Genomic DNA, 19092 nt, shown 5'->3' with positions numbered 1-19092 from the left:
CCATGCCGAGAGGCGTCAGAGGCATCGGCTTTCCCGAAATATGTTCCCAATTGCTCTTTCCCGAAATTGGCATTCGAGGATGGGGAAACGGGAATGGTCGGGCTGAACCAATGGCGGATTTCGGGAAAACAGGTTGCCTGCCTGAGCGTCTAAATTTGGGCGGTTCCGGACGCTAGCGAGCGTACTCACTAAGGCCCCGCGCAACCAGGTCCTCGTTGGAGAGACGCGGCCCACGCTTGAGCCTGCCGTTGCCGAGCGTACGACGGTCGAGCTTCTGGGCGGATGAAGCCGGGGAGGGCGCCTTGAACGGTCCGACGGGCTGCGCGGTGCGCGCCGGCTCGTTGTTGTTGCGCTTGGCATGGTGTGGCTGAGCTTGCTGTATCACGCGGGCGAGCGCCAGCGCCGCGTCGAGATGCTTGTTGTCGACCACGGCGGCCTGGTTCACCCGGCGCATCTTGTCGAACATGCGATAGGGCAGGACCGTGCCCTCGTGCTGGATCTCGAGCCGGCCATCCGGGTACTCGCACACGTCGACCTTCTTCCGCGCGAGCGCCTGCGACGCAGGGGAGGGCTCGAGGATGAACATGGCCTTGTTGTAGTGCAAGGTGAGGGCACCGGTGACGGTGCGCTGCTCGCGCCAGACCAGCTCCGCTTCCAGGTCTTCATGGATGGCAAGCGGCCGGTGAAGGTCGCGCGGGTCGAACGGCGCCTTGGCGAACCGTCGATTGTGCTGCGCCATGTAGGAGGGGAGGAAGGCGTTGGCTTGGTCGATGGTGGAGATGCGCTGTAGCCGCATCGCCTTGACCAGACGGTCCTGCAGCGTCGCGTTGACCCGCTCGACGCGTCCCTTCGCCTGCGGCGAGTTTGCGCAGATCAGCTCGATGTTGAGCCGGTCCAGCGCACGCCCGAGGTGGGTCATGCCGTCACCCTTCGCCGAGGCCGTGTTGTTGCGAAAGGCGCTGTGCTTGTCGGTGTAGAAGGCCACCGGCTTGCCGTGCCGCTCGAGATAGGTCCTCGTCGCGCGCATGTACGAGAAGGTGCTCTCGCTCTCGACCATCTCGAGGTGCATCAATTCGCTCGTAGCGTCGTCGATGAACACCAGCAGCGTGCATTGTGGACCGCGGCCCTCGAACCACCAGTGCTTGGAGCCGTCAACTTGGACGAGCTCGCCGCGGCAGTCGCGCCGGTAGCGCGGCTGGTACGGGCGAGGGCGCTTTGCTGCACGGTCCTGCCACAGCCCGGCCTCCAGCATGATGCGCCGCAGGGTCTCGCACGACAGGCCGATGCCGTGGCGCTCGGCGAGGTACTCGCGCGCCAGCGTCGGTCCGAAGTCGGCGTAGTGCTCGCGCACCAGCGTGACCACCTCGGCGCGGAAGGCGTCGCTGTAGCGTCGGTTGCTCGGGCGTCCTCGCTTGCGCGACACCAGGCCGCTAGCGCCGTCCTGTCGCAGGCGGCCCAGCAACCGGTACACCTGCCGCCTCGCAAGGCCGAGCAGCTCCATCGCGTCCGCGACCCGGATCTCGCCACGGTCGAGCCGCATCAGCGTGTCGAACCGGGTGATCTCAGCAGAACTCATCGCCAGCACCGTCATACAATGCGCGTCCTCGTTGCCGAGAACGGCTATGACACCGGCGACCCGCTGAGAGCACCGCAGAGTGCCATTTCTATCTAGCGGGCTGGTGCCATTTGTACTTAGCGCTTACACCGGTTTTGTTCGATAATATATCTTATGTTAAACCAATGGCTTAGCAGATTTCCGGCATCGTTCTTGCAGAGACTGACGTGGCTTTTTCGCAGCTAAGGCTTGCCAGTCAGTCGCGAGTTAGCCGCGCCGTCGTTCTCGCGCGCGAGCGTGTCGCGGATCTTCGTAAAGATCCTGCAGCGCGCGCAGCCGAAACGCATTCCACCAGCGTTGCCAGCGATGCTCCTCGGCATCGTGGAGCATGTGACATCGCTGGCATAGCGCGGCGAGATTGCGCGGCGCGCTATTGCCAGGATCATGATCCAGATGCGCGCAGGCCAGCACGACATAGGTGATCCGCACGACGTCGAGCGCGAAGAGGTCGCCGACCTTCACCCGTCGCCCCTCTCCCGATCGCCAGCATCGCGCTTCGCTATCCCACCAGCGCCCATCGCCCAGATGCGCGACGTGCCGAAGATGCGGTCGCCGGCAGCGTTCGCAGCGCCCTCCTGCCCGCACGAACCGGATCTGGTCCGACAGCAGCGGCCAGTCGATCGGGTACAGCCAGCGGTTTTCGGGGCGGATCGGCATCCATGACTCTATGAGTCATGCGAAATGAGAACAAAAGGAAAATCTCGTTCCCTTCATGTTCTTATCCAGCATATCATGCGCGCATGTCCGCGTGTGTGATTCCCCTGTCCCAACCGATGCCGATCGCCGATCTGCCGCCAGCGTTTCGCCTGAGGGTGGTGAGCGCGGCCGGCGCTGGCTTCCCCTCGCCTGCCCAGGACTGGGAGGAAACCGCGATCGATCTCGTGGCGCTGCTGCGCCTCGACCGCGCCGCCAGCTTCGTGTTCCGGGTCAGCGGACAGTCCATGATCGACGCTGGAATCTATGATGACGACGTGGTGGTGGTCGATCGCGACGCCACGCCGGTTAGCTATAGCGGCCTGCAATGATGTTCGCTCGGACGCACAATAAAGGCCGGTTTTCAGCGCACATCAGCTGAGACGGATAGCGTCGCCAGACGCACATTGCGTGAGACGCAGCGCACGATCGGTGAGACGGACGCACAATGCTGATACGCTGACGCAGGATGCCGGTTTGGCGCCATCACAGCGGCAACCCTGCCGCCCTCATCTCGTCGGTGAGTTCACGGGTCCGCACCGGGTCGAGGCCACCGCGCAGCAGCTTCCGGATTTCGGCCGGCTTGGCGTCGAACTGTTCGGCGAGCATGCGGGTGTCGTAGCCGTGCCGGGTAAGCTGCGGCTCCAAGTCGTCGATCTGGCGCGACAGGATGCTGTCGATGGTTGCGGCATCGAGCGGCTTGACGCTGGCATCGAAGCCCGCCTCGAACGCGCGCACCAGGTGCCGACCGATCTGAAGCGGAGTTTTCAGTCTGGCGGCGAGCAGGATGGCAGCGTCATCGGCTAGCGCTTCCTCCGGCTCGATCCCCGGTGACAGGGCGGCGCGCAGCGCCCATTCGATGAAATCGCGCTGGCGGTTACGTAGGCCGCCGAACTCGAACACCGTTGTACGATCGCCGATCTCCTCCATCTGTGGACGCTTGAGGTCGTTGCGCAGCTTGGGGTGGCCTACGAGGATGACGGCGAGTTGCCCGCCGCCCTCGGTCACCAGCTCGACCAGGCGCTTCAACGCGGTGAGCGTCTTGGGATGCAGGTCGTGCGCATCGTCGACGAACAGGGCGACGGGCCGCTTGGCTTTGCGGAACAACTCGATCAGGTCGCGCTCGCGGCGCTCGGACTGGCTGGGGATGGAAACGGTCTTGTCGGCGGACAGATCGTAGAACAACGCCGATACCAGCAACGGCACCGAGATCTTCGCCTTTTCCAGACTCAACGCTCGCGAGACGATGACCCGCCCGTCACGCTCGAGCTCTTCGCGCAATCGGCGGGTCAGAACGGTCTTGCCCGAGCCGATGGTGGCGGTGAGCGCGATCAGCCGGCCGCCCGAGATGGCGGTTTTCAGATCATGGGCGAGCTGCGCGTGATGCTCGGTTTCGAAGAAGCCGAGATCAACCGGTGGCCTTGCCAGCCCGTAGTAGCGCATCACCTCGGTCTGCATCAGCCGCTCCGTTTGTGTCCGGGCGGGAACCGCCGGCGGATTTCGCCCATGACCTCGGGGCGGGACAGGGTGCGCGCGAGCAGCGCGTCGATGAAGCCGCGATCTTCCTCGCCAAGGCTGCCGAGCGGCAGGCGCAGCTCATCCGCGATCGCCATTCGCGCTTTGAGCGGGGTCGCGAAGGTCAGCTCGGCGAAGGGATCGGGATCGACAAACGACCGCGACGGCACGGCCGCGCTGTTTGTCGCCGGCAGCACCGTTACGACGACGTCGGTTTCGCCGGACAGCACCGAGCGCGGGATGCCGATGCGGGTCGCCAGTTCGTCCACCCGGTCGGCGCGTACCTCGCGCCGGCTCTTGCGGTGCTTGCGATAGCGGTGAAGCGGTACCGGCCCGCCGACCGGATCGAACGGGCCGTACCGTTCCTCGCCATGCTCGACCCAGAGTTCCTGGTCGAACAGGCCCCACCATACCACGACCGTCTCACCGGCTACCTCGGGCGACACCTCATAGGTGACGCCTGCGACGGTCAGCCGGCAGTCAATCCCGACCCGGCGTCGCTCGGGTTCGCGGGCGAATGCGCAATAGCGTTCCCACGTGCACATCGCGCGGACGCCGGCTTCGGGCAACCGGGCCAACCAGTCCTCGATGCGAGAGCGCTGCTCGTGGCGATGCCCGCCATTGTTGTAGGTTGTGACATAGCGCGCCAGCCAGCGGTTAGCCTCGTCCTCACTATCGGGCTCGTGGAAGTGGTAGAGGGTTTCGTGCGCTTCCTTCACGGTGCGGAACGGGCGCTCGACCTTGCCCTTGGCGCGCGCCGTCGTGCGCTGCGGGTCCGAGCCCTTCGGCATATGGCGGATCACCTCGACGCCGAGGCACTCCATGACCCGGTTGAACACCGCCGATTTGCCGACCGGGCCACCGTCGATCTGGATGCTGTCGGGGATCCCGCCGAACGGATTGTCTTCCTTCGGCGCCATGGCACGGTACAGGAAGCGCAGCGCCGCTTCTGCATCCTCGCCGTAGACCAGTGCATATTCCTGATACGCGACGCCGGAGCGGTCATCGACGACCGAGAACAACATCAGCGTCGGTGCGCCCTGCCGGTCCGGATCGAGCCACGTTGGCACCTTCAACTGCTTCAGGTCGGAAGGGCTCATGTCGAAATGCCACAGCATGTTCGACCGCTCCGCCTGGTAGCGGACCGCCGGTCGTTCGCGGGTAAGACGCGCCGTGTCGTAGCCGAGCCGCCGCATATGCCGGTTGAGCGTCGAGGCGGTAAGCCTGCCGGGCGGCAGCTTCACCAGTCCCCGGTCGGGCGTTTCGACGCCATGTTCGGTGACGATCTGGAGGATGCGGTTGGTGGACAGGCGGCGGCCCTGGCGGTTGCTGGTGCGCGCCTTCATCGCCGCGACCACTTCGCACCACCACTCGATCTCGTCGGCCGGCATGATGCGCGGAGTGCCGCGATCGGCACGGTGGGCATCCTTCGGGCGGCGTTCGCCGCGCAGTAGCCGGTAGAGCGTGGCGCGGCTCACATCGTACAGGTCGGCGGTCTGCGCCAGCAGCGGCCCGCGCTCGGGATGCCGCGCCGGCAGCGCCGAGAGGCGTCGGCGCAGCGTCACGATCGCCTCGACGGGGATCGTGACGCCCGCGCCCATCACGCGGCCTGCGTCTGTTCTTTGCGGAACGGTATGCCATCGAGCAGCGCCTGCCCTGGCGCCTTGGGGCTGCCGTCGCCGTTAACATAGGCATAAAGCGTGGTCGTCGTGATCCCGAGACGCCGTGCCACGTCGACCGCGATGGCCCCCCGGTCGGACATGGCAGCCATCGCCATCGACAGCGTCGCGCGATCCATCTTGCGGGGGCGTCCGCCGAGACGACCACGCGCGCGCGCGGCTGCCAGTCCCGCCTGGGTGCGTTCGGCGATCAGCTCGCGCTCGAACTCGGCGAAGGCGGCGAAGATGCCGAATGCGAGCCGCCCGTTGGCGGAGGTGGTGTCGATTTGCGCGCCGGCACCTGTCAGCACCTTCAGCCCAACACCGCGCTCCCGGAGCGCCTCTGCGGTCAACACCAGGTGACGCAGGTCGCGCCCCAGTCGGTCCAGCTTCCAGATCACGAGTGTATTGCCGGGCTGCAATGCCTTGAGGCAGGCGGTCAGGCCGGGCCGGGCATCATGCCGCCCGGAGGCAAGATCCTCGTAGATGCGGGTAGGGTCGATACCAGCTGCGAGCAGCGCATCACGCTGCGGCGCCAGCGTCTGCGACCCGTCCGACTTCGACACCCGGATATAGCCGATGAGCAATGCCGACTCCGCCAGAAAAGACAGCTACGTACCTGCAACGTGACGCTGGTTTCCGCAACGGGTTTTCTGGTTATTTGATGGCGCCTGTGCGCTGCAATCCGGCAACCGCCAGAAAACCGGTCGTTTTTCTGATTACTTTGTAGCGTGCCACAAGCCTGATGGACGCCTTTCCCGGAACGGCCTCCTCACAGGTCATTTTGGTTGCGGCAACTCGTCGGCAAGTTTTGGGGCTGCCGCTATATACTCATGCGTGGGCGGGCCTTAATAGCGCGCCGCTTCCTCGCCTATCGAGAAAGCGGCGCCAGTCTCCGCCTGTTTAATCTTTCAACGACGGCTCAATTTGGAGCGTCAGCAGTAGCAGGTAACACCGACCGTCACGTTGTTCGGTGCCCAAGCCGTCAGCGGGGTGAAATACATGTTAGTGACAGGGCCGGGCGTCGGATTTCCCCCGTCACGTCCGTGAACCTGTCCGAGCGCAATCGACCCGGTGAAGACCGGGCCACCACTATCGCCTTCAAGGCTCTGCCGCGGATAGGTCGAGTTACTGTTCATTCTATAGAAGGCACCGTAACTATCCGTATAGGTGTATGGGTCGGTGTAACCGCATGTCTGACCTGTCGATCGGCCATACTTGCAAATATACTGCCCTTGCGCGACACCTTGCGCTCCAGTGACGGTAACGACCCCAGCACCGTTATAGAACTTCGGAACAACCAGATAGTTGTTTCCGCCGGAGAATGTGTGCCACTGGCTATCCACGCCGTTTGACACCCATTCTTGGCGAAATGCGAGTGAAACCCCGGTGGTTTCATCCCTGCCATTATTCTCGCAGTGGCCTGCGGTCGTCACGCCATAGAGCGAGCCGTTGGTTTGTTTGACGTTAAAGCCTCGCGTACATTCATTGATGTCGCCGTTAGAGAACGTGCCGCGATAGTTCTGGCCGCCCGGAACCTCCGTTGCCGTGAGAGCAATGCCGTCGAATTGCTCTATCTGCGTTCCAGGCGCCGCACGAAATCGCCCGCCAACAATCGCCGCGAGGGCGGAAGTGGGATCTTTCACCAATAATTTGATTTGCCCCGTTCGCGCATTGGTGGCGATCGTAGCGTTTGAGCCGAGCGATGAGAGATATCCCCGCGCCTGCGCCCCTATCTCAGACTCTGATACTGGTGCAGTGCGAACATCGAGAACGCTGGCGAGTTCACCTTTGCCGGCGAACTGACGTGCGGCGTTACCGATCGCTTCGAGGTCCGCAGCTACACCATAGATAGCAACACGGAAGTCGGATCCCGTAGTCGCTTCGGCCCCAGCGAAGCCTTTGGGAAAACGTGCCGAGAGCGCGGGCGCCAGACGCCCCAACTCTCCCATGATCCGCAAACGTCGCGACGCCTCTGCAACAGTAAGGCCCTCCGTCTTCGAGAGCTGTTTGGCAGTCGCATCGTCAGGATCGTTGAACGGTTCGTCAAACGTTGCAAGTCGAATGGTTTTCGTGTTCGATACGGCATGCGCTGCCGAAATCGCGACCGAGGCGAGGACGCAGGCTGCGCCAAGCCGAAAAGCACGCTTCTTCATCACCCTTCTCCTTCAACATAGCTACTGGTTACGTACGGACCTCCACATGCTTGGAGCTGCTGATATGCCTCTGGATCGCCTTGCAGGAACTCGATCGACCCATCACCGCCGCGGATCGTAACCTGCATTCCACTTTTGAAGAGGCGGCCATCGGGTGCCTTCACTGCCTTCGCGGTGCTGTCCCACACATGACCATGAGGCCAGATCAGCGTCCGCTTTGATCCAGAAACCATAAGGTAGGTACAGTTGCCGCGGTACGACAGCCGGCCATTTAAATGTTCCGGGATCACGATATCGGTAGGTGGAGATGCCGCTACGTACGGCGCTACAGCTGAGCATGCAGAAAGTTGAATGCAGCCGGTAAATACAAACAATCCCTTGAGAGCCACGGATCGTATGATAAAGCGAAACGGCATCTCTTATCGCTCCACCTGAGCGATATCACGCGAGACGACTCTGCTAAACGATACCCTCACCGGGTCGTTTGAAATAATGCTGTATGTTGGACTTTTGTCTGGCGTCAAGCCGCTTGCGCGCAAAGCTTTGTTGACTGGTTCGCCAGCGATCCGATTTAACACTTGCGGCAAGTTTGAGCTGCTAAGGCCCGAAAGCTCACCCTTGATTTCGCATCCGGCTGATCGACAATCTACGGAAATTTGCGTGGGAGCGCCAGCCGAGGCAAATACTTCTCTGATCTTGCCTTCGGTACCCGGTGCCCATGCGAGATCGCGGCTTTGGCTGTGAAGGGAACGCCGGACCCGTTCCGGATCGCCTGAAATATCGAATGCGCTACTCTTCTCCTCTGTGGTATCGGCCACGCGTGAGGAGATAGCGCTGGGGGTCAGGGAAGGCAATGCAGAGGAGCCGGTGACCACCTGGACCTCGCCGCGCTTATCGCTATAGGATCCAGATTGACGAAGAACCAGGGAACTGACAACGCCAAGCGCCGCCAAGGCAATAGCCAAAACGCCTAGTAGCCGAGGTGACTTGCGCCTTTCCATCACCGCAGGCTCCGATTAGCTTTGATATTAATTCCAGGCTTTAACATGCGATGTGTACAGCACGTTTGCTTCAAATTGATGTCACAGCAGTTGAAGATCGCTGAAAAAGGCCTTGGTGGAGGTTGACCCGATTTGGTTTACACCAAGCTCGCCGAGCTCCGAAAGCTGCTGCATGGTGGCCTCGACCCGGTGCGGACCCGTGAACTCACCGACGAGATGAGGGCGGCAGGGTTGCCGCTGTGATGGCGCCAAACCGGCATCCTGCGTCAGCGTATCAGCATTGTGCGTCCGTCTCACCGATCGTGCGCTGCGTCTCACGCAATGTGCGTCGAGCAACGCCATCCGTCTCAACTAATCTGCGCCGAAAACTCCCCTCTATTGCGCGTTTGGTCGAGCATCATTGCAGGCCGCTATAGTTAGCGGCCGCATCGTCATCGCCGTGGTCGACGGGGGCTTCGTGATCCGCCAGTTGGTCTGGCGCGACGGCAAGCCGGTCCTCGAGGCCCGCAACGCGCGGATGCGCTACGACGCGGTGATCGCGGATGAGAGTGTCGAAGTGTGGGGCGTCGTCCGCGCCTCCGTGCGCAACCTGCAGGGCTGACCGCCATGTGGGCGATCGCTGACGTCTCCAACTTCTATTGCTCGTCGGAGAGGGTATTCGACCCGTCGCTGCGCGATAAACCGCTCATCGTGCTGAGTAACGGGGACGGCTGCGCCATCGCGCGCTCCGAGGAGGCCAAGGCGCTGCACATCAAGATGGGTGCGCCGATGTTCAAGATTCGTGATATCGTCCGCGAGCATGGCATCCAATACCGCAGCAGTTCCTACGAATTGTATGCCGACATGAATCGTCGCTTCAATCAGGTCCTCGCCGAGCACAGTTGCACGGTCGAAGTGTACTCGATCGACGAATCGTTCTTTCGCCTGCCGGTGCTCCCGAACGGCCTGGGCGACGTGGCGGCCGCGCACCGCGTGATCGCGGCCGTCAAGCGTGCGACGGGCCTGCCGATCCGCATCGGGCTTGGCCCGACCCGGACGCTGAGCAAGGTTGCCAACGCCCTCGCCAAGGCGTCGGAGAAGGTCTGGAAGGGCGTGGTCGACCTGCACGACATCGAGCTGCGGCGGCGCCTGTTCGCGCAATGGCCGGTCGAGGAGGTCTGGGGCATCGCGCGAGCGATGACCGAGCGGCTGCGACCGCTCGGCGTCAGGACGACGGCCGATCTTGCCGCCCTCCCCCCGGAGGTCGCGCGCGACGTGGGGACGGTGGTGCTGGAGCGGCTCGTGCGCGAGCTGAACGGCGTCGAATGCACCGATTTCGAGCCGGAGCCGCCCCCGTCCAAGGCGACCGCGGTGACCCGCTGCTTCGGTGAGCCGGTGCGCGAGGTCGCGGCGCTGCGCGAGGCGATGGTGCGCCGCGCGGTCCGCGCGGCCGAGAAGATCCGCGCGCAGGATCTCGCTGCCACCCGCCTGATCGCCTTTGCCCACGGAAGCCGGTTCAAGCCCAACGCGCCGTCCGCCTCGCGCATAGCGCGGCTGTCGCCGGCGACCAATGATCCGCGCGTGATCGGCGGTATGGCGGGCCGCATGGCGGATGTCATGTACGAAACTGGCGGCGTCTACACCAAGTGCGGCGTCATGCTCGAGGGGCTGGAGCCGATGACCGCGCACCAGGCCGACCTGTTCGCGGTGCCCGATCCGCGATCCCCTGCCCTGCTCGCCGCGATCGACGGGCTCAACGGGCGGTTCGGCCGCAACACGATGCGGCTTGCCTCCGAGGGCTTTGGCCAGAAGAGCTACGACACCAAGCGTGCTTTCAAGAGCCCGTCCTGGACCACGCGGATCGATCAGGTGCCGATCGCGCGGTGAGATCAATAGCGATAGCCTGCCTGCCGGCAGGCCGCTGCCAGCTTCATCACTCGCCCATCCTTCGCGCCGTACTGGCGCAACCGTGCGGAATAGCTGTCGCAATAGCTTTTCGCGCGAGCGGACAGTGGCACCCCGTTCGGACCTCGCGCGGTCGCCGCCCCGCCCCGTTCGGCATAGCCACGAGCAGTCGCTGACTGAACCTGGGTGCGCGCTTGCGCGCCCAGATCGACTGCGCCGGGCATGTCCTGCGCGCCGGCAGGGGTCGCGATCGCGAATATCCCGACCGTGAACACAGCAACCAGGCTACGCATTCGATGTTCTCCCTCGAATTTCCGTCAGGCCATCAACGATTTGGCGGCAGCATCGTGCCGGTCGCGGGAGCGATTATGGATACAGGCGGTTGTAGAGGTGATGAACACGTCGACCGTACCTTTCGCGCTCGCGGTCGATGACGTCCCGATCATCCTGATGGACATGACGCTGATCCTGGAGGACGCCGGCTTTCGCTGCCATGAGGCGATGGACGGGGATACCGCGATCGTGCTGCTGGAAGAGCAGGCCGACAATACAATCCTGCTGTTCTCCGATGTCGAGATGCCGGGATCGATCAACGGCTTTGCGCTGGCGCGTCATGTCGCCCAGCACCGGCCCTGGATCGAGATCGTGATCGCCAGCGGCAATATCCGTCCCGATCCGGGTGACATGCCGGAGAAGGCGACGTTCATCCCGAAGCCGTTCTCGGCTGCGATCGTCCATGAGCATCTGCGCAGGACGCTGCCCGACGGCAAGAAGCCCGCGCCGCTGAAGAACGCGGTGACGACGCCGGTTCAGCCGGGCCTCTGACCCGCTCCCACCGAGGCGAGTAACTGCGCGTCGGTCGCGTCGCGGTTGTCGATCCACCATTTGGCGTCCGCGATGCCGAGCAGCGCCGCGCCGGTCTCGACGCTATCGAGCGGTTGGTCCTTGCGCAGCAAGGCGATCCGTTTCGCGCGAATGGTGGTTGCCCAGCTGACCTGTCGTTCCGAGCCGTTGAGCGGCACCAGCGACAGATGGGCAACGGCTTGTTGCGAGGCCGCGGCGTCGCGCTCGTTCTCTTCCTGGCGCTGCTTGCGGTAGCACGCACCACAGACCGTCGTGCGCAGCCAGGTGCCCTTGCGCTCCTGCTGCGACGCGAACCCGGCGATGTAGTGGGTTTGCTCATGCCCGCAGGTGTGGGTGATGCGATGGTCCATGGCGTTCAACCTGTCATATGAGCCGGATTTGTTCCAGCGGGAGTGAGTCGAGCCGTTTGGTTCGGGCGACCAATATGCCGGACATAGTGATGACGGCGATCACGGAGCGAGTGGGCCACTCATCATCAGCACGGTCGCGCGCGCGATCGGCGCAGGCGCTACGGCGGCTCTGACGGGAGCAGCCGCGCCCCACCGCAGCGACGTGGCGACGGGGCGATAGCTGACCGGATGGATGCCATCCCGGCTCGGTTGCGCCCGCAGCGGGATGACCATGTCGCCGAACCGTGCCGCGATCGACGTGACGATGGATGCCGCGCGTAGGTCGTAGGGGGCAAGCCAGGCCACGCGAACAGCGGTGGTTTTCCGTCTGATGACGACAAGGTTAGTCGCGAGGGCCGGGCTGGCGGCATCGTTCGATCCAAGCGCGATGAGGGCGACGGTCGCGGGCGAAGCGCCGCTCACCCGCCGCTCGATCTCGGCCGAACCAGCACCCACGCGCGCATGAACCTCGCAGCGTATGCCCTGCGCTGCCAATGCCTGCGCCGTTCCGATCGCGGTGCTGTCACCCAGGATCAGGCAGAAGGGAATCATTGGTGGCCAGACTGTTGAGATTGAGCGTGGATGGCGCCGGGTCTGCCAAAGTCCCTGTCGCAGCTGCTTAAACTGGCAAGGGTCGGTCTGCGATCGAGGGGAACGATGGTGAGACCTTCGGTCGGTACGGCGACAGTGCCGGCGCGGGTCAGTACGAACAGTCGGTCGTGATCGGCCGCGACGACATAGCCGGTGGCGGTAATTGCGTCTCTGCCGGTGTAGCGGAAGCAGCAGCCTCGTCTCACGTTCTCGATCGAAGCGCGATATTCCACGCGCGCAGCGAGTGCTCCGGCGGGCCACGCCGAGACGAGCGCCACTGCGGCCACGGAGACGAAAAGGAGATAGTTCGGGAGTGCCTCGACCCGTGAGACACCCTTCCGGACGACATCAATTGTCCACGCGCATCCACGCCAGCCTCGCTTCCGCCCCATGACGAGCAGCACACCGGCCGAGAGGATCGCCAGCAGTGTGAGAAGCGCAGGGACCGTCGCCGTCACGAGAATATACCAGAACCGCGCGATCACGGCGTACCAGAGAACGATATAGCCCTGCGCGAGGATTTCGGCGGTCGACGTTTCGACAGATCCGAACGCTAGTCCGAGCGAGCGCCGGTAAGTATCGAGGAAGACATAGCCTGCGAAGTACAGAAACGCCGTCCCGGCGATGGCGAGCGAAGGGATCGCCGTAAACAGCGATCCGAACATGGTGGCAAGTCGGGGGGATGGGGGCGTCGCGGGCGGTGTGATCGTCATCGGTGCACGCCAACCGAACCAGGTCGGGTGCCGGTGGGGTCCCGCCCGCTCATTGAATCAAACGCCAGCAGCCCGATCGTCGCGACGACGATACCGGCGACACCGAAGGCGACGCGCCCAAGTCCAATGACCTTGGCGCCCCCGCCCTTGCGCAACTTCTGTCCCGCGCGGTCGATTCCGGTCCGCCACGACAGCCAACCATCGGCTATCCCCGAGGCGGCGAATATCACCATTGGAACAGCGATCACCGGAATGATCGCGCGTGGCGGGAAGCCGGCCAGCCAGACAGTCGCGAAGCCGATCACCAGAATGGCCAAGCCGATGATATGGATCACGGCGTAGAGTGGTCGCAGCCGGAAGATCCGTCGTGTCGGCGAACTGAGGTAGCGTACGATCGGCCGTCGGCAGGTGTCACAGGTCAGGGTATGTTGGCCGAGCGGCCAGCGTCGCATGTCCTCGCCGCAATAAGGGCAGGTCGGGCGGGGCAGGCTGATCATATTCATGTGAGACGGCCTAGCCTGACCGCATCGGGCAACGCGGCGCGGACGGTAGAGGCGATTTCCGGCGCGCATAGCCAGTACCGGGACGCCGGAATCCACACCCCCCTGCCCTTGCAAAGACGCAGCAACGCGTCGTTGCCGATCTCGTCGTCGTGAGCGGCCTGGAACGTGACATTGCCATCGGGCAGAGCCTGTTCCAAGATGCCGGCGCACATTGTCCGCTTCCCCTCGGATTTGTCCCGGCAGTAACGACGGATCATCTCTTCGGCACTCCTCCAGGCGTCGGTTGCACCGACTGCGCCGGCAGGGGCACGGAGGCGGGCGGGACGATCGCGGGCGGTTTGGCCGGCACGAGCCTGGCTTCGAGCCGGGGCCGCGCGTCCTCGATCAGCTTTCTGAACGCATCGAGCGTCGCCAGCGTGGTGATCTTGCCGATGTCGGTCGAGGCGTAACTGCCGCCCAGTGCCCCGACGCCGAGGCCGAGCAGCAAGCCGCCCCCCACGACGCCGATATCCTTCTTGCGCGCCGAACCGCTGGCGACCGCCTCCTGGATGCCGGTGTTCACGTCGACGAGCGTGAGGAGGACCTGGCTTTCCATCGTCTTGGACTTGAGGCCGACCGCCCCTCCGAACATGCCGCCGAGGCCGCCTCCGCTCTCGCGCGCCTTGCTGTCGGAATAGACCACCTGCACCTGAAGGAGGTAATCCGCCTTGGTGACGGCGCGCGGTGCGGTGTTGCCCTGGATCGCGCGCTCGCGCTCCAGCGCGGTGAACGCATCGCCGCGATCGGCGACCCGGAAGCAGCCCGAGCGCGCGATCATCAGCTTGACCAGCGGCAGCGGATCGACGCGCGCGGTCGATCCGCCGTTCTGCATCTCCGCCATCCGCATCAGCGCCTGCAGCTGCGGCGAGAGGCTGTCGGTCGGATTGGCGGTCTTCTCCTCGACCAGCGCCGCGACGCCGAGCGGCACGGGACATTGCGGAAGCTCGGTCGTCTCGTCGACGCCGGTGCCGCCCTGCCCCAGTTTCTGCGCGAGGAGGGTGGAAGGGGTGACGGCCGCGAGTGCGGCCGTCACGGCGAAAAGACGGGCAGCGTTACGCACCGGCCTTCGCTCCCTTGGCATGGGTGGTCGGGTCGCAGATGCCGGCGCGTTCCTCGTTGGTCGGCGTCGCCTTCGCCACCTTGTCGCAGTCGTCACACTCCCGGCAGTCCGCGCAATCCTTGCACTTGCCCTTGTGGTGGGCGTGCGCGCGGTAGTGCGCGGTCTTCTCCGCGGCGCGGTGCGCGGCGTCGGCTCCGGCGGTCTCGCCGGCAAAGCTCGCCATCGCGAGCAGGACCGGGCTGGCCGGCGCCGCGCTTGCTGCTGCCGGCATCGCGAACGCGAAACCGGCGAGCAGAAGCGATGAAATGGATCGTGCCTTCATTGTCGTTACTCCTTGCCTTGCTGTCAGAAGAAACCGTTGCGACGTCCGTCGCGCCGGTCGTCGTGGCGGGTGCCACCATCGCCGAGGGCCGACCTGCGGACCTCCAGCTCCACGCCGTCCCCCTTGGCGGAGATACGGACGTCCTGCGGGGCGAGGCCTTGCCGCTTGGCCCAGCGGTTGGCGTCGGCGACCGACCCGAACTCGCCCATTTCCTCGAAACTCCAGTTGCTCATCCGACCCTCGCGCCGTTGGTCGCGGGCGACGACGCGCGAGCGTGCCGGCGACGGGAAAAGGACTGACGCGCGTTGAACGGGGTCATTTCAGCGGCTCCGGACCGGAGACCATGAGCCGCGTCGGCAGGTTGCCGTCGGGACGCCGCCTGAGATCGATGCGGTGATGCCAGCCCTTGTCGAACGTCATCAGGTTGACGACCGTCTCGTACGACGTGTTCGGGCCGAAATAGTCGGCGGGACCGTGCCACTTGCTGCCCTCGACGAGCCGCACCCTCCAGATGCCTCGCGGGACGGGGACCTCGACCCGGTCGTTGCCGGCGACATAGATGGAGAGAGCATGCGCGCCCGTGTCCGGGTCGAAGAGCTGGACGACGGCATTGGCATCGCTGGTCTGGACGGCGAGATGGCTGCTGACGCGCTTGCGTGACAGATCGCGCGCGGCCGTGACGCTGCCGGACTCGGGAAACGGCAGCGCCGGTTTCCAGTCCGGCATCCAGCCACCGCGCTTCATGTCGCCGTACATCGGCACGAGGTATGTGAGCAGGCACAGGACCGGGATCGCGACGCGCGCGATCGCGACGATGCGATCGCGACCGGCCGCATGCCGCGATGCCTGGGTGCGGGCGTGGCCGCGGCTGCGAGCGCGGGCACGCATATAGTCCCGGTCAGCGAGCCCCATCGCGGCCTCCGGGGTGAAGAGCGCGGGTCCGCTTCATGCGAGCGGCGCCGGTCGTGCGGCGATGCGGCGCACGGTGAGGTTGCTGTCGCGGCCGAGCCCGAGGTCGAGGATGTGGCCGAGCTTGCGGGTGAAGCGCATCGTGCCCTCGATCTCGTCGTGGATCGTGCCCTTGCCGAACAGGGTTTTGGCATCCGTCCATTCGCGACCGTGGACGAGGCGCAGGCGGAAGCGCCCGATCGGCACCGGCACCGTCACGCGTTCATGCGCGCGGATGTAGACCGACAGGGCATTGCGGCCGGTTTTCGCATCGATCATCTGGATGATCGTGTTCTCGGCACCGCCCTGCGCGGTCAGCTTCGCGACGACCCGCTTCAGGTCGAGGCCGACGGGCACGCTGACGGTGCCGGAGGCGGGGAAGCCGCGTCCCTGCGGATAGACGAGCGCCTCGTAGCGCTGCGCGATCCAGCCGCGTGCGCCGATACCGGTCGCGAGTAGCGCGACAGCGACGCCGGCGACGATCGCGGTGCGCAGCGTGCCGGACGATCGCTTCGGTCGCCAGCGCCCGCGCTGGTAATCGTGGCCGCGGTTCTTCGCCTCGAACCAGGAGCCTTTCCTCGCCGACCCCGAAACCCAGGACGCGCTGCCGAGCGGAACGTCGAGTTCGCAGCGGGTCTTGCGGTCGTTCCACCGCAAACCTTGCGCGGGCAGACCCTGGCGCTGGCGATATCGCTCACGCATATAGTCGCGGTCATCGAGCCCCATGATTGCTCTCCATGACGGTGGTGGCCGGAACGACGCTGCTGGCGCGCCATTGCTTGAGGTCGTGAAGGCCCATCAGCGCCGCGACGACCCATCCTGAGCAAAGAAGGAGACCGATCAGCCCTTCCGCGGCGGTCGGTTCGTTCTGCGGGTTGACGATCACGACCGGCGGGAGCGGATCGGGCCGGGGCTGCCAGCTTTCGGCGATCATGCGTTCGGTCCGCTCGTCGATCTGCGCGGCTGCCTCGTCCAGTCCGTCCGCGAAGTCGCCCTGCGCTTCGATGATCACGGTCAGAGACTGCCGGATCGCCTCCAGTGTCATCGTGGCCCCGGCACCCGCCTGTCCGTAATATCCCAGCGTTCCGACCATCCGCCGAAGGTCGACGAGAGAGCCGCGAAGGCCGGCAGCCTGTTCGCGGAACAGGTCGCCAAGCTCGATCTCGTCCGGGTCGATCTCGATCTCCACTTTCATGACGAAGCCTCCGGGGTTCGTGGAGTGCCGATCGAAGGGGTCGTTATGGTCGGGCCGAGAAGGTGCGATCGAACCTTCTCGACAGCGTGCCATGCGAGGACCATCAGTGCGGCAGCGCCCGCGCACAGCAATATCCGGTGGGCAAGACCGAGGATCAGCTCGGCGGAACTCATCTTTCGGGCCGAGGCAGTCCGCGACGCGGCGTTGCGCTCATAGGCAAGCGCACGACCGTCGAGATCGCTTGCCGTCCGTTCGTGACAGACGATGCACTCTTCGACCGCTGCCCGCACGTCGGGGATCACGCCGGAGGGGTCGTAGGCTCTGCCGTCGGCCGACCGTAGCGCTCTGGCGAGCGGGCGTAGGTCGGTGACGAAGCGTCGCATCGCATCGGCATGGTCGCGCGACAGCCGTGCGCTCTCGAGATCGCCGCGATGCAGGAGAACGTGATCGTTCATGTCATCCTCGCCGCGCGTGGATGGTGGAAGCGGTTCGGCTGGGGGCATGGCCCCCCATCCGCATCGTGGTTCCCGTCATCACCAGGCGCGCTCCGCTTCGGAGAGGGCGGGCGACAGATCCATCGTGGTTGCGACCTCGATCCGCCCGAGCATCGCGTGATCGCGCAGCGAGGCGATGACGGCGTCGGTCTCACGGGTCGGCCGATCGGGATCGTGTCGCACGAACAGGATCGTCGAGGCGGGGCCGGCGAGCCAGCGTGCGATCGATACCCTCGGGAAACGCGGGTCGTGATCGGCGATGACGAGGAGCGGCGCGGTGACGCCGGCCAGCACGGTCATGCCCCAGCGCAGCGCATGGCCGTTGGCTGGATCGTGTCCGGCCGCTTCGGCGACGGCTTCGGGCGGCAGCGCGCGGACCAGGTCGCGGACGGCGGCAAGTCCGGCTCCGGGCTCTCTTCCGCCATGTTCCATCGCGCGCAGCAGCACGTAGCGATAGGCACCGGTGTAGCCTGCGCAGATGCGCGGCTCGGCGGGAAGGAACGCCTCGACCGCCGACGAGCGCGCATGGTCGCTCGGGTGATCGGCGAAGAAGTCCCAGTTGCCGTGCGCGGGATCGATAAGGAGATCGCGCGTCTGGTCGGCAAGCGCGGTGAACGCCGCGCCGTCGCCGATAACGGCGATCCGGTCGCCGCTTCCGGCGCGCACCGCATCCAGCATCGCCGGGTTGAGCGTATCCGGAGTCGCGAGCGTGAGGCCGGCACGCGGGGGTTTGGGTTCGCGGCGGAAGCGGAACGGATAGCTAATCCCCATGTCGGGGTGACCTTTCGTGGGCTGGAGGGGTGAAGGTGCCGCCTTCGGTGCGGAGCGAGGCGCCGATGAGCGCACAGCCGATCGCCCAGGCGAGGGTGAACAGCCCCGCCAGAGCCGCAAGGAGCACCGCCAGACGGCGTTGCCGGGACGAGGACCACCGGAGCCCCATGTCGGGCATGGCCCGCCCTGGCGGCGCTCTGTGCGGCGTCGGGCGCGAGACGGCTTCGGCATCGATCGCCCCGGCGGGCGGCGCATCGAGCCGGACGGTGCGCCCTGGTCCCGGCCGCGCGCGCATGTACGGGCGATCGTCGAGGCTCATCGCGCGGTGTCGCGGATCGCACGCGCGGTGCGCAGCGCGCGGGTGAGCGGCAGCATTACAAGGTAGGTCAGGCCGAATATCGTAGCCATCGCGAGCGTTTCGCCGCCCCAGTCGAGCGCATCGTCGCGCCGCGCGAGCTGGCTGCATTGCGCGAGCGTATGGGTGTCGAGGTCGCAGGCGTGCCAGTGCTTGGTGGCGATCACCTGGTCCCAGGCCGGTGGTGATGAGGTCATGGTCATAGCTCCAGTCCGATGTCCTTTTCGGGGTAGGGAAGTTCGATTTCCGGCTTCTCGACGCCGATCCGCAGCGATGCGGCGGCAAGGGAGGGATCGTTCTTGAAATCGGGCGGCTGCCGCTCGACG

The 19092-nt window shown here is 65.1% G+C and carries 27 protein-coding genes and 1 pseudogene; 4 read left to right on the top strand and 24 right to left on the bottom strand.

Translation table 11 applies throughout. From position 1 onward, the window contains the following. Positions 1 to 172: 172 nt before the first annotated feature. Both MF610_RS17285 and MF610_RS17280 read right to left on the bottom strand, forming a co-directional pair. On the bottom strand, positions 173 to 1591 hold the full coding sequence (locus MF610_RS17285; protein WP_188659480.1) for an ISNCY family transposase: 1419 nt from the start codon (positions 1589 to 1591) through the stop codon (positions 173 to 175). 231 nt (positions 1592 to 1822) lie between these two features. After that, a complete protein-coding gene (locus MF610_RS17280) occupies positions 1823 to 2272 on the bottom strand; it encodes a hypothetical protein (RefSeq protein WP_007406364.1) in 450 nt (149 codons plus the stop codon). 83 nt (positions 2273 to 2355) lie between these two features. Between MF610_RS17280 and MF610_RS17275 the strand changes: the two are divergent. Beyond that, a pseudogene (locus tag MF610_RS17275) lies at positions 2356 to 2622 on the top strand (LexA family protein); the annotation flags it as partial. A 172-nt stretch (positions 2623 to 2794) separates the two neighbouring features. Here the strand turns inward: MF610_RS17275 and MF610_RS17270 are convergent. The 7 genes from MF610_RS17270 to MF610_RS17240 form a co-directional block, all read right to left on the bottom strand. Then, positions 2795 to 3766, bottom strand: a complete 972-nt coding sequence (locus MF610_RS17270) for an ExeA family protein (protein ID WP_242201544.1) — start codon at positions 3764 to 3766, stop codon at positions 2795 to 2797. After that, the gene (locus tag MF610_RS17265) at positions 3766 to 5406 is read right to left on the bottom strand and encodes an IS481 family transposase (RefSeq protein ID WP_242201568.1); all 1641 of its coding nucleotides are present in this window, start codon (positions 5404 to 5406) and stop codon (positions 3766 to 3768) included. The genes MF610_RS17270 and MF610_RS17265 overlap by 1 nt, the downstream gene beginning before the upstream one ends. A gap of 17 nt (positions 5407 to 5423) precedes the next feature. Continuing rightward, entirely contained in the window at positions 5424 to 6068 is a 645-nt protein-coding gene (locus MF610_RS17260) for a recombinase family protein (RefSeq protein WP_242201543.1), read from the bottom strand. Positions 6069 to 6416: 348 nt separating this feature from the next. Continuing rightward, positions 6417 to 7637 carry a S1 family peptidase gene (locus MF610_RS17255; protein ID WP_137787966.1) on the bottom strand — a complete coding sequence of 407 codons (1221 nt, stop codon included), beginning with the start codon at positions 7635 to 7637 and terminating at the stop codon, positions 6417 to 6419. Beyond that, the gene (locus MF610_RS17250) at positions 7637 to 8026 is read right to left on the bottom strand and encodes a hypothetical protein (protein ID WP_231472252.1); all 390 of its coding nucleotides are present in this window, start codon (positions 8024 to 8026) and stop codon (positions 7637 to 7639) included. The genes MF610_RS17255 and MF610_RS17250 overlap by 1 nt, the downstream gene beginning before the upstream one ends. Before the next feature lie 30 nt (positions 8027 to 8056). Beyond that, positions 8057 to 8455: a hypothetical protein gene (locus MF610_RS17245; protein ID WP_125985081.1), complete on the bottom strand. Its 399-nt coding sequence runs from the start codon at positions 8453 to 8455 to the stop codon at positions 8057 to 8059. A gap of 264 nt (positions 8456 to 8719) precedes the next feature. Continuing rightward, complete coding sequence (locus tag MF610_RS17240) at positions 8720 to 8980, bottom strand: hypothetical protein (RefSeq protein WP_164522010.1); 261 nt, start codon at positions 8978 to 8980, stop codon at positions 8720 to 8722. A gap of 58 nt (positions 8981 to 9038) precedes the next feature. Between MF610_RS17240 and MF610_RS17235 the strand changes: the two genes are divergently transcribed. Together MF610_RS17235 and MF610_RS17230 are read left to right on the top strand one after the other, a co-directional pair. Continuing rightward, positions 9039 to 9239 carry a LexA family protein gene (locus MF610_RS17235; protein ID WP_339328548.1) on the top strand — a complete coding sequence of 67 codons (201 nt, stop codon included), beginning with the start codon at positions 9039 to 9041 and terminating at the stop codon, positions 9237 to 9239. Between the two features lie 5 nt (positions 9240 to 9244). Next, entirely contained in the window at positions 9245 to 10504 is a 1260-nt protein-coding gene (locus MF610_RS17230; protein WP_007406368.1) for a Y-family DNA polymerase, read from the top strand. Positions 10505 to 10506: 2 nt separating this feature from the next. On the opposite strand, the gene MF610_RS17225 is transcribed toward MF610_RS17230, so the two are convergent. Further along, complete coding sequence (locus MF610_RS17225; protein ID WP_010409222.1) at positions 10507 to 10815, bottom strand: hypothetical protein; 309 nt, start codon at positions 10813 to 10815, stop codon at positions 10507 to 10509. Between the two features lie 100 nt (positions 10816 to 10915). Between MF610_RS17225 and MF610_RS17220 the strand changes: the two genes are divergently transcribed. Continuing rightward, positions 10916 to 11347, top strand: a complete 432-nt coding sequence (locus MF610_RS17220) for a response regulator (protein ID WP_125962593.1) — start codon at positions 10916 to 10918, stop codon at positions 11345 to 11347. On the opposite strand, the gene MF610_RS17215 is transcribed toward MF610_RS17220, so the two are convergent. The 14 genes from MF610_RS17215 to MF610_RS17150 form a co-directional block, all read right to left on the bottom strand. Further along, positions 11332 to 11736 carry a hypothetical protein gene (locus MF610_RS17215; protein WP_125962592.1) on the bottom strand — a complete coding sequence of 135 codons (405 nt, stop codon included), beginning with the start codon at positions 11734 to 11736 and terminating at the stop codon, positions 11332 to 11334. The two genes, MF610_RS17220 and MF610_RS17215, sit on opposite strands and share 16 nt — an antisense overlap. Positions 11737 to 11835: 99 nt before the next feature. Further along, the gene (locus MF610_RS17210; protein ID WP_125962591.1) at positions 11836 to 12327 is read right to left on the bottom strand and encodes a hypothetical protein; all 492 of its coding nucleotides are present in this window, start codon (positions 12325 to 12327) and stop codon (positions 11836 to 11838) included. After that, complete coding sequence (locus MF610_RS17205) at positions 12324 to 13031, bottom strand: hypothetical protein (protein ID WP_242201542.1); 708 nt, start codon at positions 13029 to 13031, stop codon at positions 12324 to 12326. Before MF610_RS17205 ends, MF610_RS17210 begins: the two co-directional genes overlap by 4 nt. Before the next feature lie 44 nt (positions 13032 to 13075). Beyond that, the gene (locus MF610_RS17200; protein WP_242201541.1) at positions 13076 to 13582 is read right to left on the bottom strand and encodes a hypothetical protein; all 507 of its coding nucleotides are present in this window, start codon (positions 13580 to 13582) and stop codon (positions 13076 to 13078) included. Then, positions 13579 to 13839 (bottom strand): hypothetical protein, encoded by a 261-nt coding sequence (locus MF610_RS17195; RefSeq protein WP_125962589.1) that lies wholly within the window; start codon positions 13837 to 13839, stop codon positions 13579 to 13581. The genes MF610_RS17200 and MF610_RS17195 overlap by 4 nt, the downstream gene beginning before the upstream one ends. Then, complete coding sequence (locus MF610_RS17190) at positions 13836 to 14681, bottom strand: CsgG/HfaB family protein (protein WP_241213895.1); 846 nt, start codon at positions 14679 to 14681, stop codon at positions 13836 to 13838. The genes MF610_RS17195 and MF610_RS17190 overlap by 4 nt, the downstream gene beginning before the upstream one ends. After that, a complete protein-coding gene (locus MF610_RS17185) occupies positions 14674 to 15003 on the bottom strand; it encodes a hypothetical protein (protein ID WP_125962587.1) in 330 nt (109 codons plus the stop codon). Before MF610_RS17185 ends, MF610_RS17190 begins: the two co-directional genes overlap by 8 nt. Before the next feature lie 23 nt (positions 15004 to 15026). Continuing rightward, positions 15027 to 15236, bottom strand: a complete 210-nt coding sequence (locus MF610_RS17180) for a hypothetical protein (protein WP_242201540.1) — start codon at positions 15234 to 15236, stop codon at positions 15027 to 15029. A gap of 82 nt (positions 15237 to 15318) precedes the next feature. Beyond that, positions 15319 to 15915, bottom strand: coding sequence for a hypothetical protein (locus tag MF610_RS17175; RefSeq protein ID WP_125962585.1), 597 nt, complete (start codon positions 15913 to 15915; stop codon positions 15319 to 15321). A 33-nt stretch (positions 15916 to 15948) separates the two neighbouring features. Beyond that, positions 15949 to 16677 carry a hypothetical protein gene (locus MF610_RS17170; protein ID WP_125962584.1) on the bottom strand — a complete coding sequence of 243 codons (729 nt, stop codon included), beginning with the start codon at positions 16675 to 16677 and terminating at the stop codon, positions 15949 to 15951. Beyond that, the gene (locus tag MF610_RS17165; RefSeq protein WP_242201539.1) at positions 16664 to 17140 is read right to left on the bottom strand and encodes a hypothetical protein; all 477 of its coding nucleotides are present in this window, start codon (positions 17138 to 17140) and stop codon (positions 16664 to 16666) included. Before MF610_RS17165 ends, MF610_RS17170 begins: the two co-directional genes overlap by 14 nt. A gap of 2 nt (positions 17141 to 17142) precedes the next feature. Continuing rightward, positions 17143 to 17601, bottom strand: a complete 459-nt coding sequence (locus tag MF610_RS17160; protein WP_125962582.1) for a hypothetical protein — start codon at positions 17599 to 17601, stop codon at positions 17143 to 17145. A gap of 78 nt (positions 17602 to 17679) precedes the next feature. Further along, the gene (locus MF610_RS17155; RefSeq protein ID WP_125962581.1) at positions 17680 to 18411 is read right to left on the bottom strand and encodes a type IV secretion system DNA-binding domain-containing protein; all 732 of its coding nucleotides are present in this window, start codon (positions 18409 to 18411) and stop codon (positions 17680 to 17682) included. A gap of 315 nt (positions 18412 to 18726) precedes the next feature. After that, entirely contained in the window at positions 18727 to 18963 is a 237-nt protein-coding gene (locus MF610_RS17150; protein WP_125962579.1) for a hypothetical protein, read from the bottom strand. Between the last annotated feature and the right edge of the window lie 129 nt (positions 18964 to 19092).

The organism is Sphingomonas hankookensis, from assembly GCF_022664465.1.
GTDB classification, from domain to species: domain Bacteria; phylum Pseudomonadota; class Alphaproteobacteria; order Sphingomonadales; family Sphingomonadaceae; genus Sphingomonas; species Sphingomonas hankookensis.
The sequence above is the reverse complement of the archived record's forward strand: the minus strand, read 5'-3'. Positions and strand labels throughout refer to the sequence as shown.